Here is a 13,356-nt window from a genome sequence, read left to right as displayed (position 1 = left end):
CACCCGAAACAGCGCTTCAATCAAGAAAGAATTTGGCCATGGATCATTTTCCCCGACAGCTAGGAGACTCCCTTTGGTTTAGAAGCACGGAGAAAACGGCTCAGCAAGCTGTGCACTCGTCCTCGAATTTATCGCTCGACCACACCTGGAAAGATCTCGAGGTTGTCGACGTTGACGGGGATCGGCTTGAGCGTAGCCACATCGTAACTCTGCACCGTTCCGATCCTACGCACGCGACATTCGATATGATGCGAACGAAGACCCTACAGACCCTTAAAAAGAACGAGTGGACGTCGATTGCAATAACCTCCCCCACTCCGCTTTGCGGCAAGACGACCGTCGCGCTGAACCTTGCGTTTAGTCTTTCTCATCAACTTGATTGCCGCACGGTCTTGATTGATTTCAATATGAAAACGCCTGGCTTCGAGCAGTTCCTTGGCGTCAGTGCGCCTTTCTCGATTCAAGATTTCCTTTGCGGCAGCAGTTCGTTGGAGCAAGCATTTGTCCGTTTTGGCGAAAACCTGGCAATAGGAACAACGAGCAAAACCGCCGAGTTTTCGGCAGAGCTTCTTCAAAGTTCAGAAACCGCCCGGGTTCTCAGAGAGATGAAGTCAAAGCTGGCGCCAGACGTCATCATCTATGACATGCCGAAAATGTTGGGAGGCGATGACGTGACAGCATTCCTGCCGAATGTCGATTGCGCCCTTTTGGTCGCAGCCGCTGAACACAGCACGTTCGATGAGATCGACCGCTGCGAGCGGCATCTATCGGAGCGAACAAACCTGCTTGGCGTGGTTTTGAACAAGTGCCTTTTCGACGTGGGCTAATGCGCCACGACGAAACCTGAAGACAAGACAACTCTCGACTTCATCGCCCCGCTGGTCACTGGAAGGAATTCACGTTGCGCAAGATTCTCGTTGTCTACGGCACACGTCCTGAAGCCATCAAAATGGCGCCGCTCGTTGATGCTCTCACCCAATCGCTGCATTGCATTCCGATCGTTGCGGTGACAGGTCAGCACCGCGAGATGCTCGATCAGGTCAACAGCATGTTTGGTATCCGCCCGAGCTACGATCTCGACATCATCACTGCATCACAAAGTCTCGAACAGATTACAGGTAGGGTTCTCGATGGTGTCTCGAAAATAATTGCCCTAGAAAAGCCGGATGCGCTCATTGTCCAAGGTGACACCTCTACGTGTTTTGCCGGCGCGCTGGCAGCTTTCTATCGCAAAGTTCCACTCCTCCACCTCGAAGCGGGCCTTCGCACAGGCAATCGCCATAACCCGTTTCCCGAGGAAATCAACCGCCGCCTTACGACGCAATTGGCAGCGCTTCACCTTGCTCCGACTAGGACCTCCCGCGATAATTTGTTGAAGGAGGGTGTGAGGGCGCAAGATATCGTCGTCACCGGAAACACGGTCATTGACGCATTGCTGCATGTATCAGGAAAAAATCGCCCTCTTGAGAACCTGAATCTCGAGCGCATCATGAATGGGCGAAGTGTCTTGATTACCGTCCATCGACGGGAGTCCTGGGGTGAGCCGATGGCGCAGACTGCACGCGCAATCGCACGACTGGCGATCATGTTTCCAGATGTATCGTTTGTGCTTCCCGCCCACCTCAATCCCGCCGTACGCTCCGTTCTGCTGCCTCCGCTTGCTGGCCTGAACAATGTTCTCATCACCGAGCCGCTCGTTTATTGTGATTTCATCAATGCGATGCGGAACTGCTCGATTGTCCTGACCGATAGCGGTGGCGTCCAAGAGGAAGCGCCAACGTTCGGAAAGCCCGTGCTCGTCATGCGTGACACGACGGAACGTCCCGAAGCTGTCTCGGCGGGTACAGTTCGACTTATCGGAACAGATGAAGGCCGCATCGTTGAGGAAGTGGCGAACCTTCTTGTCGATCCGATAGCCTATCAGGCCATGGCCCGCGCCATAAACCCCTACGGCGACGGAAAGGCCGCGCAACGCGCGGTGCAGGCGATCGATCATTTTTTCGGAATCGGTGAACGGCCAGCAGAGTTCGGTTCTGGACCTATCTATCAAGAAATGGATGATCAGGCGCACGGGTTTGCCGCATAAGGAAATTTTACGGTCGGCGGCATGACGGGACCTCCTCTATCCCATCCGTTCCCTTGTTGATGTTTCCCGATACGATAGGTTTGCTGTCCCAAATCGCGAAATCACCCCATCGGCCGCCTCCGATTTGGTTGCCGGTAATCCTGATCGAAGCGCTGTCGAGAGCGCCGCCGCCCTTGCGGCCATCGACCTGGACCGTATAGCCTCCACCGAGCAAGCGATTGTTGGTGATTGTGATATCCGACAGAATTCCGAACGTGTTGCCTATACCGACGGCGGATGTCTGCGAGTGACCATTGATAATGGTGTTGCCGCTGATTTCGACATTCGTTCCACCGGTCATCTGGACACCGTCGTAGTGCGGATCCGTGTTGGTGCTCCGTAGGCAATGAATGTAGTTGCCTTGAACGCGGGATGGTCCCCAGATGGTCATGCCATTCTCGGCATCATGAAGGTTGTTGCGCAGGAATGTTCCGAAGCCGTAAACAGCGTTATCGGTAAGACCTCGACCATCGATTTCACTGTCAACGAGTGTGAAACCGCGGGCCGCATCCATGACCCTTAAAGCATGCCATGGTGTGTCGGAAATCAGCCTTGTGTTGCTGACTGTCACATTGGGAGCGTCGATCACGATATCGCCTGTAATTTCCATATTGCTGACAACGGCATTGGGAGTCTTGATATGAAGCGTGCCGCGGTATTTCTGCAGCACCGCTCCCGCTTTCACGCCGGTATTGCTGTCATCAGGAAAAGCGGCAGTTGCTTCCATGACTGTTGCCCCGACAGGCAAGGGCATCCCGCTTATCTGGAATGCGTACAATAAAAACGCTGTCGCGCCGGTTGGGACCATCATCATGGCCCGGCAACATTCTGGCCGTTCCACATGCCCAATGCAGCGGCGAGCGCAGATGTGCGCGGCCGTCTCGAAAGAAGACGGATGCATTCACCGGCGACAAGAGCCGCTTGAAATAGAGTGGTACTGACGATGCCGTGGTGTCGCCGATAGTATTTTATACGATTGGCCATGGTCAGATTTGTGAGAAAATTGCTGCTGCGGTAATCTCCACCGATATGAACGACCTCCGACTGCGGAACGTAGAAGATATCAAATCCAGCTTCACGGGTTCGTCGGAGGTAGTCGACTTCCTCGCTGTAGAGAAAAAAACTCTCGTCCCAATCGCCGACCTTTTCGCGGGCACCCGCGGATATGAGCAGGATGGCACCGGTAGCCCATTCAATTTTACCTCCTTTTTGATAGAGCACGGGGTCTTCAACCATTTCCCCGAGCCCCATGCGGGCGGCGCGGGAACCGCCCAGAAGCGCTTCGGACCAGGCCGTTGTAATGGATGGTTCCCGGCGGACAGATTTCGAGACCAGATGATGCTGGTTCCGCATCCGGGGGACGACGACGCCAGTGTTTTTCAAAGAGCCAAGCGCTTTGAGAAGGATGACGAGGCATCCCGGGGCGAGCCGGATGTCCGGATTGAGAACAAGAAGATGCATCGACGTGGAAATCTCGGCGGTGGCCGCATTGACACCAGCCGCATAGCCAGCATTGCGGCCAGTCTGAATGACCCGGTCTACCGATGAGTGTGCCTGCGCAATCTCAACGGATCGGTCTTGCGACCTGTTGTCGACGACAATCACCTTACTGCGCACAACACCCTCAAGGCCGCATGCAAGCGAATCCAGCAGGCCGGGAAGAACTTCTGCGCTGTTATAGGTAACGATGACAATGGCAAGCGCCGTCCTATCGTCGCTCGGTTCGCGATCAGATTGCGGCGCTTGCATTGAGGATGCATCCACGTCTTCGTCTCCTTCTGGCCGACGTCTGCGTTACGCAGACATCATTACCCTTGCGCCAAAGCATGTGGTTCTGAAAGCCGGTCGTGAGAAGTAGAGAACATTACCCTGATGCGGTGCGCTAAGCCGAAGAGCGGATGTCCAAAGTACAAACTCTATCCATTAGGTGCACCCGCGGCACGCCCTGCTGAGCCATTCTGGATGCTCACTAAGCCTTTTAGTGTGCTGGCGCATTACTGCGTTTCTCCTAACATAAAGCTCATTCCACAGCTGCTTTTCTCAACTTAATTCTATCGCCTTCCCTGGGAAGGACGATCCGCCAGGAGCACTCATGCCGATCGAGCAACAATTCAGTCCAGATCGATACGATGTCTCCCACGGCGCAACCTTATCGGTTCATTTGGATCACGAGCAGGATGACGTTTGTTCTCATGATAGGCGCAGGTTGCTTTCGACATCAGCTCTGCACCCTCAGGACAAGATCGATAAACTTGTCACACTCGCATTGACAGGCCTGCCGCAAATGCACCGGAACGGCGCTTTCGGCCATACATTGAGGGCCCATACAAAGGGGCATCCTTCCACAGTTGAACTCGAGGGCGACAATCTGCGCTACACCGCAATAGTAGCGCTCGGCATAGGCTTGGTCCCGGAAGCTGTTCAGATGAAAACGCTCGGCGGCAAAACGGCTTCCGAACTGGCCCGCCTCTGTGTCGAGCGCGCTGAGAAGTCCGATGATCTGGGAGCGATAACGCTTGCCGCCTGGGCAGCAGCGGAGGTTGGAGGCTTCTACGCTTGGCGGCTATTCGACACTCTCGGCAAATATTTGGCGTCAAACGCACCTATTGAAACAGTCAGCTGCGCATGGGCACTTACCGCAGGTCTGGCAGCGGCACGATATAGCGACACGCAAGACGTTGTCTCGCTGGCTGCAAAGAGGCTATTGGTGGGCCAGTCATCCCACGGCGTTTTCCCGCATACGATCTCTGCGAAATCCAACAGACGATTTCGGGCACATGTCGGCTGCTTTGCCGACCAAGTCTATCCCATTCAGGCGCTTTCGAGGCTGCACGTGGCCAAGGGAGACCGCCAAGCTCTTGCTGCTGCGGAAGCTTGTGCCGAAAAGATTTGCGCACTCCAGGGACCGGCGGGTCAATGGTGGTGGCACTATGACACGCGCAATGGGCAAGTGGTTGAAGGCTACCCCGTCTACAGCGTCCACCAGCATGGTATGGCCCCTATGGTTCTACTGGATCTCAAGGACGCCGGCGGCAAGGATCATTCTGACGCCATCATCAAAGGACTGGATTGGCTCGAGGACCATCCCGAGCAGACGGAGCCGCTCATAGATCGCGAAATCGGGGTGATCTGGCGGAAGGTCGCCCGCCGGGAGCCAGGCAAGACTGTCAGATGGCTGTCCGCGATTACGACCGCAGCATCGCCCGGACTTCGAATTCCCGGGCTTGATGCAATCTTTCCACCCCGCGCAATCGACTACGAATGCCGACCCTATGAACTGGGTTGGCTCCTCTACGCTTGGCTTTCGGGAGGCACCGTCGCCGCGCTTTCTTGCAAACATGCCGAAAAAAACACCGGACATTCAGGAGGAACATGAGATGATTGCCAAACGCCAACTTCTTTTCGGCCTTCACGTTGATGCCGTTCGCATGGACGATGTGATCAATCGTTGCCACGCAGCCGTGACCACACGTAAACGCCTCCTGCTCGGCGTTCTCAACGCTGCAAAGGTGGTTAAGCTGCGCAAGAACAAGATCCTCCGCGACTCCATGATCGAGTGTGATCTTCTCCTAGCTGACGGTCAGTCCGTTGTCTGGGCAAGCAGGCTGCTACGCAGGCCACTTCCCGAGCGCGTTGCCGGAATAGACGTTTTCGAACGTCTTCTCCAACTTGCTCATCGGCATTCGCTTTCGATTGCCTTGCTCGGAGCTACGCCCGAAGTGGTCAAGGAAGTCGACCTTATCGTGTCGAAACGATACCTCAACCTAAAGATCGTTTATCGGCATCACGGCTTCTACTCGGCTGACGAGGCCAGCAAGATCGCCGGGGACATCCGGTCATCACAAGCCGATATGCTGTTCCTAGGGATCACCTCTCCAAAGAAAGAGATTTTTCTCGCGACTTACGGCTCCACTCTTAATGTGCCGGTCCTACACGGCGTCGGCGGCTCTTTCGATATCATGGCAGGTTTAACAGCGAGGGCGCCTGTTGCGTGGCAAAGGGCCGGAATGGAATGGGCGTACCGACTTTTGCAGGAGCCGCGGCGCCTAGCCTGGCGTTATTTGACAACGAACTTCGCCTTTATCGGTCTTACATTGGTCGAGATGCTTCATCCATCCAGCGCTTTCAGCACGCATGTCCGACGTACGGGTGAGCGACTTGCGCGTCGGTTACCGACCACACAGCCGCACGGGGGTGTCGATGAGTGAGATATTCAAGGGTCGGGTGGCTATTGTCGGTATGGGCTACATCGGGCTTCCCACAGCCGTGGCAATTGCAACGCGTGGCATCGACGTTATAGGGGTCGATATCAACCCCGCCACAGTCGCAGCGCTGTCGCGCGGTGAAGCACCTTTTGTCGAGCCGGACCTCGCTGTTGGTGTCAGCGGCGCGGTTGCCATGGGACGTCTCAGCGCGACCACGGAAATGCCCGAAGCCGATGCCTTCATCATCGCCGTGCCAACACCCTTCAACAGCGATAAATCCGCTGACCTTTCGTGTGTGGAAGCAGCGGCCAGCCAAATCGCGCCGATGCTGAGGCCGGGAAACATTGTCATTCTGGAATCCACCTGCCCTCCTGGCACGACGGAACGCATTAGAAAGTGGATCGCGGACCTTAGGCCGGACCTGAAGACTCCCGTCGATGGCGAAAACCGGGCAGACCTGTTTTTTGCACACTGCCCCGAGCGCGTCCTTCCCGGACGCATCATGATTGAAATGATCACGAATGATCGCGTCGTCGGCGGTCTGACGCCACAATGCGCAGAAAAGGCCGCGTCCATCTACCGGCTGTTTGCACAGGGTGAAATCCTCCTGACTGACGCAGCGAGCGCCGAGATGGCAAAGCTGGTCGAAAACGCCTACCGCGACGTCAACATTGCGTTCTCCAACGAAATATCCCTGATCAGCGAGTCTCTACACATCGATGTATGGGAGGTGATCCGCCTGGCCAACAGACATCCTCGGGTCAACGTCCTAAATCCGGGACCAGGTGTTGGGGGCCATTGTATTCCGGTCGATCCATGGTTCATCGTCTCCGCGGCACCCGAACTTTCGCGGCTGATCCGCACAGCCCGCGAAGTCAATGATCACAGACCGCACCATGTCGCAGGTCAGGTTGTCGAAAAGGCGAAGCGGTTCAAATCGCCGACGGTCGCCTGCCTTGGGCTGACGTTCAAGGCGAATGTCGATGACATCAGAGAAAGTCCCGCTATCGAAGTCGTCAGTCTGATTGCTCAGTCCATGCCAGACCTGTCCATCCTGGTATCCGATCCATATGTCAGCACTCTGCCAAAACTTTTGGGTAACTTCGCCAATCTGCACCTCGAAAGCGCCCATCAAGCCGTGGAGCGGGCCGACATCGTCGTTCTCTTGGTCGAGCATGAGGCATTTAAGACAATCAAGCACACGCGTCTTGGCGGCAAGGTGGTCTACGACACCAGGGGAGCGTGGCACTGAACTGCTGACCGTTTGCAAATGCCCGGTGAAGTTTTCTCACACCGACGCAACCCCTTACATTGGCTGAGGCCGGGAGTAGGGCATCATCAAAAGGCTATGATCCATTCCCGCGAAAAATGCGGCAAGATGATCTCTTCGGCTTCAGACACGCTCTATCGGCAAGCGTTTCGCCTGCGAAATGCATCACTAAAATAGTCATGCCACCATCAGGCCCCTTAAAACGTGAAAGGATAACGCGGTGACCATTTCGCCATCTGATCAGCCAACTACAGCGTCTGCCTTGCCACTCACCAAGATCGCAGTCGAAAACCTGAAGCAGGGCAACCCGGAGAGCGAATGGGGCATAACCGGTGACGGTACGGGCAACATTCAAGGCTTCGCCACGGACATCAGCCGAAATATAGGGCAGACGATTGATTTCAAGATAGCGACCGACAGCACCCACTACCGGTTAGACATCTACCGCATGGGTTATTACGATGGCGATGGCGCCCGAAAGGTAGCCACAATCGAACAGAGCCTGACGACCGCACAGATACAGCCACATCCAATCGTCGACATGTCGCTAGGGCTGATCGATTGCGGCAATTGGTCTGTTTCGGCGAGCTGGGCAATACCCTCGGACGCCGTGTCGGGTGTCTACTTCGCCAAGCTCGTCCGCGAAGACGGCATAAGTGGCGAAAGCATCGTGCCTTTCATCGTGCGCGATGACGCCGCTGCCAGCGACATTGTGTTCCAGACCTCCGATACGACATGGCAGGCCTATAATACGTGGGGCGGAGCTAGCCTCTATTACGGTCAGGTTCCCGTAGATCCAGCCGATATGATCGGCTACATGCCGCCAAATTGCAGTTGCGGTCTGACCGCCATCGGTCGCGCGTCCGCCGTCAGCTACAATCGACCCATCATCACCAACACCAGCCCCATCGGCGGTACACACGACTTCATTTTCGGAGCCGAAAGTTCGGCCATCCAGTGGCTTGAGCAGAATGGCTATGACGTCTCGTATATTTCCGGTGTGGACTCTGCGCGAAGCGGCAGCCAGCTTCTCAATCATCAGGCGTTCCTGTCGGTCGGTCACGACGAGTACTGGTCTGCAGAACAACGAAACAATGTCGAGGCCGCCCGCGATGCAGGGGTCAATCTGGCTTTCTGGAGCGGTAACGAATGCTACTGGAAGGTGCGCTGGGAGAACAGCATCGACGGCAACGGCACAGCCTACCGTACGATGGTCTGTTACAAGGAAACCTGGGGAACCAGCGTAGATCCAAGTACAATCAACACGGGTACCTGGCGTGACCCACGTTATGCAGATATCGGGCAAGAGCCTGAAAATTCTCTGACAGGGACGATGTTCACGGTCGACAGCTACCGCCAGGATGCCATCTCCATACCTTACGACTACTCGAATCTCCGGTTCTGGCGCAACACCGACGTTGCGGAACTTGCCCCTGGCCAGACCTACCAGCTGACAGAAAATCTTTTGGGCTATGAATGGGATTCCGATGTCGAGAACGGTTTTCGCCCGGATGGCCTGATCAATCTCTCGCTTTCTAGCATCTCGGTCGATACCTATCTGCGCGACTATGGCACAAGCGTGGGCGCTGCCGTGGCGAACCATAGCCTCACCATGTATCGCGCCGAGAGCGGCGCACTCGTATTCGGGGCCGGCACCGTCTTCTGGTCATGGGGTTTGAGTACTGCCCATGAGGGCGCAGCGACGCCCGCCGATCCGAATGTCCAGCAGGCCATGATCAACATGTTCGCGGACATGGGAATACAGCCCACGACACTGGATGTAAGCCTGGTTCTGGCGACGGCATCTCCCGATCACATCAAGCCGACATCGACCATCACTCCCGGTCTGGGAAGCAGCTTCGTCGAGGGCCAACATGTATCGATCACCGGAACGGCACGGGATCTCGGCGGCGGAATCATCGCCGGCGTGGAGGTCTCCACGGACGGCGGCCAGCGTTGGTTCAAGGCGACCGGACGCGAGAACTGGAGCTTCAACTGGGTGGTGCAAGCCAGCGGCAGCTATACGATCTTGTCACGCGCGGTCGATGACAGCGTCAATCTCGAAACGCCTTCGACCGGCAAGCAGGTGAACGTCGTCCTGCCATCGACTTCTGGCCTGTGGACAAGGTCGGCAGTTCCGGTCACCGCGACGACCCTCGACCGGGAAAGCGTAGAATTGGGCACACGTTTCCAGACAACCACTGCGGGTTTTGTGACTTCTATCCGCTTCTACAAGGGCCAATACAACATCGGAGATCACAATGTCAGCCTTTGGTCGGCCGACGGGACACGTCTTGCAACCGCTGTGTCCACCAACGAATCGATCAGCGGTTGGCAGACAGTGACGTTCGCCAACCCCGTTCAGATTTCGGCTGGCGTGACCTATGTCGCTTCCTATCACAGCGGCGGTTACTATTCTTCGACCGATGGATATTTCACGTCTTCCTATGCAAACGGCGTTCTGCGCGCGTCTGCGGAGGCAGGCGTGTATGCATATGGAACCTCCGCCAGTCTGTTTCCCGACAAAAGTTATAATGGCGCCAACTACTGGGTCGACGTGGCGTTCGAACCATCGACGACCAATGCGGTACCGGTTGCGCACAATGACAGCGGCATTTCCATCGTTCAGAACACGATGATGGCGATCCCGGCGGCATTCGTGCTTGCGAACGATACCGACCCTGACGACGATGCACTTTCGGTCATCGCTGCAAATGGCGCAACCAACGGCGCCGTCGTCTTCAATGCACAGTCGCAGACATTAAACTTCACTCCGACCGCAGGTTATCAGGGCGCGGCAAGCTTTTCCTACACGATATCGGATGGACGCGGCGGCACCTCTTCTGCAAGTGTTTCGATGACGGTCGCTCCCCCATCCACGGCTACGGGCGTGTTCACGGCGCTGGACACCCCTCCCGCATCCAGCGTGATTGATCCCGGCTCGGTCGAACTTGGAATGAAGTTCACGACCTCGACAAGAGGCGAAATCAGCGGGCTGCGCTACTATAAGAGCGCTCAGGACACCGGCACGCACACCGGGTCTCTATGGTCCAGTACAGGCACGCTTCTTGGCACGCTGACATTTACGGCAGAAACAGCTAGCGGGTGGCAAACCGCCACTTTCACCCAGCCGGTCAGTATCTCAGCAGGCTCGACATATGTTGCCAGCTATCACTCAAATGGCAACTATTCTGCGACAGCGAACTATTTCTCTACAAGCCATTCCAACGGTGTACTGACTGCACCATCCAGCGCCACAGCTGCCGGGAACGGTGTCTATGCATACGGGGCGTCATCGCTGTTTCCGACGGCTACCTACAACTCGACCAATTATTGGGTGGACGTCCTTTACCAGAATGCCTCGCAGAACAGGGCACCGGTCGCGGTATCCGACAGCGGCTTTCTGGCTGTCGCCGCGTCGCCCCTTACGATCTCAGCTTCTAGCTTGATCGCCAATGACAACGATCCCGATGACGATACCATCGCTGTTACATCAGTCAGCAATGCGACCAACGGCATAGCCACATTCGACGCCAGTTTGAACACCGTGACCTTCACTGCCAATGCAGGCTTTTCAGGCGCTGCGGGGTTTTCCTATGCAGTTTCAGATGGGCACGGCGGAACGGCCTCAGCGCAGGTTTCATTGACAGTGGCGCAGAAAGGCAACATCTCCAACCTCTTCTTACCCAGCACAACTCCCTCGATTACGTCCGTGGCTGACACCTCGCCAGTCAATCTTGGAATGAAATTTTCGGCAGATACGGCCGGTTGGATATCCGGTATCCGGTTCTACAAGGGCAGTGACAACGTCGGTCCGCACACGGGATATCTATGGTCTTCGACAGGCACTTTGCTTGCCAGCGCCAGCTTCACCAACGAAAGCGGCAGTGGCTGGCAAACAGCCAATCTGTCGACGGACGTGGCGATATCGGCAAACACGTCCTATGTCGTTTCCTACAGCACAAACGGCAACTACTCCGCGACGAGCAACTTTTTCCTCAGTTCTGTCGACAACGGAAGTCTGCATGCCAAATCCTCCGCATTGAGCGGCGGTAACGGGGTCTACGCCTACGGTTCGAGCGGGCTCTTCCCGACAAGCACCTTCAGCAGCACGAACTACTACGTGGATATCGCATTCCGCCCACAGCTTGCCGCTTAGCGAAAAGAGGTCACCATGTTTCCTGAACGGTTGCCAGTGACGGTGCTTACGGGGTTCCTTGGCTCCGGAAAGACGACGGTACTCAACCATATCCTTCGAAACCGTGAAGGTCTGCGGGTCGCTGTAATCGTCAACGACATGGGCGCGATCAACATAGACGCCAATCTTATCCGTGATGGCGGCGGCAGCCTGTCCAATACGGAAGAGACGCTGGTTGAACTCACCAACGGCTGCATTTGCTGTACCCTTCGCGATGACCTGCTCAGCGAAGTTCGCAGGCTCGCTCGCGAAGGTCGCTTCGACTATCTTTTGATTGAAGGCACGGGTATTGCCGAACCTTTGCCGATTGCGGCCACCTTTTCTTTTAGAGACGCCACGGGTGCCGCCCTCAGCGACGTCGCAAGGCTGGACACGGTCGTAACCCTCGTGGATGCGAAGAACCTTCTCGCAGACTACTCCAGCGGTGATCTACTCAGCGACCGGGGAGCCGCGCGCGACGGGACCGATGCCCGGACGCTGATCGACCTGTTGGTCGAGCAGATCGAGTTCTGCGACGTTGTGGTGATCAACAAGATTTCAGACGTGGATACGCGGACCCGCCACGCCATCAGACTGGTCATTGCAGCGCTCAACCCGGACGCGCGCATCATCGAAGCTGACTTCGGAGACATCCCGCTTGCTGCGATTTTGAACACCGGGCTGTTCAACGAGGTTAAGGCGGCGCGCCATCCTCTCTGGCACAAAGAGTTGTTTGGCTGGCAAGACCACCTCCCGGAAACGATAGAATTCGGAATCGCAAGTTTCGTCTACAGGGCACGCCGTCCATTCGACCCGTCCAAGATTTCGGCCTTCCTACAGGCCGAATGGGCAGGTCTTCTGCGTGCCAAGGGCTACTTCTGGGTGGCCACGCGCCCAGACTGGATAGGACTTCTGTCTATCGCAGGCACACAGCGCCGCACTGAAACAAAGGGCATGTGGTGGGCGGCGGCGCCGAAGGCCCATTGGCCTGCCTACCCACAATTTCATGAAATGCTTCAGCGATCCTGGAGCGGGACATGGGGTGACCGTAGGCAGGAGATTGTTTTCATCGGAGTAGACCTCCCCGAAAATGAAATCCGGCTGAAACTCGACGCCTGTCTCATCGGCTCGGAGGATTGCTTTGAACCTGACCGCTGGCAAGATCTGCCTGATCCACTCCCCTCATGGCAACACGCCGATGCACCTCACTAGATGACTTCTCTTACGCAGTGGAGACTGGAATGACCGACGAACTATATTGCGATGGAATCGGCGAGATTACCGTGACGGCTTCGATTGTACGGCTAGACCTCATGTCCCTGTCAGCCACCGTGCGGGACGGCGATGGAAATCCGTCTCCCGTTTTTCGCCAGCGGATCATCATGCCGGTGGAAGCCTTCGCCAATGCTGTCGATCTGATGCAGAAGGCACTGGGTGGCCTGATCGAAGCGGGCGCCGTGCACCGAAACCCTCCACTGCCAAACCCGCACAGGACAGACAGCGATCCAGTCGATCACACGCAGATAAATTCGTCGCCAAACTTCAACTGAACACGAATATTCGATGGTCTCCGCTGATA

Annotated in this window: 10 protein-coding genes; 8 read left to right on the top strand and 2 right to left on the bottom strand. The window is 56.2% G+C overall.

Annotation, left to right across the window (positions count from 1 at the left end; translation table 11 throughout):
• The first annotated feature begins 38 nt into the window (after positions 1 to 38).
• Both ASF29_RS17350 and wecB read left to right on the top strand, forming a co-directional pair.
• Positions 39 to 827 (top strand): CpsD/CapB family tyrosine-protein kinase, encoded by a 789-nt coding sequence (locus ASF29_RS17350; RefSeq protein ID WP_156462714.1) that lies wholly within the window; start codon positions 39 to 41, stop codon positions 825 to 827.
• A 74-nt stretch (positions 828 to 901) separates the two neighbouring features.
• Complete coding sequence (gene wecB / locus ASF29_RS17345) at positions 902 to 2,086, top strand: UDP-N-acetylglucosamine 2-epimerase (non-hydrolyzing) (RefSeq protein ID WP_062451906.1); 1,185 nt, start codon at positions 902 to 904, stop codon at positions 2,084 to 2,086.
• 7 nt (positions 2,087 to 2,093) lie between these two features.
• On the opposite strand, the gene ASF29_RS17340 is transcribed toward wecB, so the two are convergent.
• Both ASF29_RS17340 and ASF29_RS17335 read right to left on the bottom strand, forming a co-directional pair.
• Complete coding sequence (locus tag ASF29_RS17340) at positions 2,094 to 2,852, bottom strand: right-handed parallel beta-helix repeat-containing protein (RefSeq protein ID WP_062451905.1); 759 nt, start codon at positions 2,850 to 2,852, stop codon at positions 2,094 to 2,096.
• Between the two features lie 83 nt (positions 2,853 to 2,935).
• The gene (locus ASF29_RS17335) at positions 2,936 to 3,889 is read right to left on the bottom strand and encodes a glycosyltransferase family 2 protein (protein WP_244473583.1); all 954 of its coding nucleotides are present in this window, start codon (positions 3,887 to 3,889) and stop codon (positions 2,936 to 2,938) included.
• Between the two features lie 442 nt (positions 3,890 to 4,331).
• Between ASF29_RS17335 and ASF29_RS17330 the strand changes: the two genes are divergently transcribed.
• The 6 genes from ASF29_RS17330 to ASF29_RS17305 all read left to right on the top strand — a co-directional run bounded on the left by ASF29_RS17330 (position 4,332) and on the right by ASF29_RS17305 (position 13,327).
• On the top strand, positions 4,332 to 5,501 hold the full coding sequence (locus ASF29_RS17330) for a hypothetical protein (protein WP_062451903.1): 1,170 nt from the start codon (positions 4,332 to 4,334) through the stop codon (positions 5,499 to 5,501).
• A 1-nt stretch (position 5,502) separates the two neighbouring features.
• Positions 5,503 to 6,333 carry a WecB/TagA/CpsF family glycosyltransferase gene (locus ASF29_RS17325; RefSeq protein ID WP_200925547.1) on the top strand — a complete coding sequence of 277 codons (831 nt, stop codon included), beginning with the start codon at positions 5,503 to 5,505 and terminating at the stop codon, positions 6,331 to 6,333.
• Complete coding sequence (wecC, locus tag ASF29_RS17320) at positions 6,326 to 7,582, top strand: UDP-N-acetyl-D-mannosamine dehydrogenase (RefSeq protein WP_062451902.1); 1,257 nt, start codon at positions 6,326 to 6,328, stop codon at positions 7,580 to 7,582. Before ASF29_RS17325 ends, wecC begins: the two co-directional genes overlap by 8 nt.
• A gap of 238 nt (positions 7,583 to 7,820) precedes the next feature.
• Positions 7,821 to 11,759: a DUF4082 domain-containing protein gene (locus tag ASF29_RS17315; protein WP_244473582.1), complete on the top strand. Its 3,939-nt coding sequence runs from the start codon at positions 7,821 to 7,823 to the stop codon at positions 11,757 to 11,759.
• A gap of 15 nt (positions 11,760 to 11,774) precedes the next feature.
• Positions 11,775 to 12,989, top strand: a complete 1,215-nt coding sequence (locus tag ASF29_RS17310; RefSeq protein WP_062451901.1) for a GTP-binding protein — start codon at positions 11,775 to 11,777, stop codon at positions 12,987 to 12,989.
• Between the two features lie 29 nt (positions 12,990 to 13,018).
• Positions 13,019 to 13,327, top strand: a complete 309-nt coding sequence (locus tag ASF29_RS17305; RefSeq protein WP_062451900.1) for a hypothetical protein — start codon at positions 13,019 to 13,021, stop codon at positions 13,325 to 13,327.
• Positions 13,328 to 13,356: the final 29 nt, after the last annotated feature.

It is taken from the genome of Rhizobium sp. Leaf262, from assembly GCF_001422245.1.
Lineage (GTDB): Bacteria > Pseudomonadota > Alphaproteobacteria > Rhizobiales > Rhizobiaceae > Agrobacterium.
This window is presented reverse-complemented; position numbering and strand designations above follow the sequence as displayed.